This is a genomic window from Candidatus Pelagibacter communis (genome assembly GCF_001179945.1).
Classification (GTDB): domain Bacteria; phylum Pseudomonadota; class Alphaproteobacteria; order Pelagibacterales; family Pelagibacteraceae; genus Pelagilacustribacter; species Pelagilacustribacter ubique_A.
Genome location: NZ_CVSG01000054.1, coordinates 1 through 1,182 on the forward strand (window position 1 = coordinate 1; position 1,182 = coordinate 1,182).

Annotated in this window: 2 protein-coding genes; one reads left to right on the forward strand and one right to left on the reverse strand. The window is 21.2% G+C overall.

The genetic code is table 11. The features are described 5' to 3' along the window. Window positions 1-2: 2 nt before the first annotated feature. The gene (locus AMN78_RS01215) at window positions 3-116 is read left to right on the forward strand and encodes a hypothetical protein (RefSeq protein WP_082254515.1); all 114 of its coding nucleotides are present in this window, start codon (window positions 3-5) and stop codon (window positions 114-116) included. Here AMN78_RS01215 and AMN78_RS04175 read toward each other — a convergent pair. After that, window positions 117-1,182: hypothetical protein (locus AMN78_RS04175; RefSeq protein WP_179850593.1), on the reverse strand; the 1,066-nt coding region annotated here is incomplete at its 5' end. It lies immediately after the preceding gene.

Below are 1,182 nucleotides of genomic sequence, written 5' to 3' on the forward strand. Positions count from 1 at the left end.
AGATGGCTCATAAAAACGGTACCACTTTAAAACATGAAGTAATAAAATCTGGTCTTATAAAAGAAAAAGAGTACGATCGAATAATGAGCCCTCTTAAAATGACAAAACCTAAATAATTATGAAATTTCTAAAATAAATTTTTTTAAATTTTCTTTATTAAAATTCATTAAAGAATTCTTTTCAAAAAAACTATTTTCAAAGATATTTTTGTAATATTTTAAGTCTTCAGCTGAAGCTTCGTAATTATTCGTTTTTATATAATTAAAATTTACTTTATTCTTTAATATATTAAGTTTGCCTCTTAAACTTATATTAAAAGGCTCATTTTTTGTTTTGTAATTAATATCTAACTTCTTTAAAAATTTTCTTTTATCCGGTGAAACAAAAGAACAATCAAAATCGAGAATGGGAAAATCTTCTAATAAATTTAATTCTCCTTTACAAATTGCGTTACTATCAACAATTGATATAATTTTTGAAACACTTAATCTTCCGATTTCTAATTTAGTTTTCAAAGAAATATCATTTATTAAGTTATTGCTAAATTTTCTTGCCTTATAATTAATATTTATTTGACTATTTAGTTTTTTAATTAAATCTTTCATAGTAAAGAATTTGGATAAATCTAAATTTGAAAATATCTCTGATTTAAAATTTCTGATATTTGAATTAAGAATAATTTCAAAAAAAGGATTAATTTTTAAGTTGCCGCTTCCATCAAAAGACAATCTTCTATCTCTGAAAAAAAGATCGTCGAATTTTATAGAATTATTATCATAAATAAAATTTAGTTTTACATTTGAATTTAATAACTTACTTTTTAATTTACCTTTTTTAACAGAACCCTCTTCGAAATTCTCAAAATCTACTTCGGCAGAAACTCCAGTATTTGATAGTTTAAAATTAAAATTTTTATGTTTATCTGAAATTTTTATCTTAAATCCCCTATCGAATATCTCGCCATCTATAATATTTCTTTTAAATCCATAGTTTTTGAAATTGATGCTTTTTAAATTTACAAGATTAACTTTATCATTTTGGATTTTTAAATTTAAATCGTTTAAAAATATTTTATTCTCTAAGCTTAAAAGTTTTTTAAATAGTCCTTTTATTTGATTAGCATCTATTTCTACTCTACTTTTATTTAATTTAATTTTATCAATTTGAAAGTTACTAGAATTA

Coding starts and splice junctions, on each gene's coding strand:
- AMN78_RS01215 (WP_082254515.1), top strand. CDS start 3: ATGGCTCATAAAAACGGTACCACTTTAAAACATGAAGTAATAAAATCT.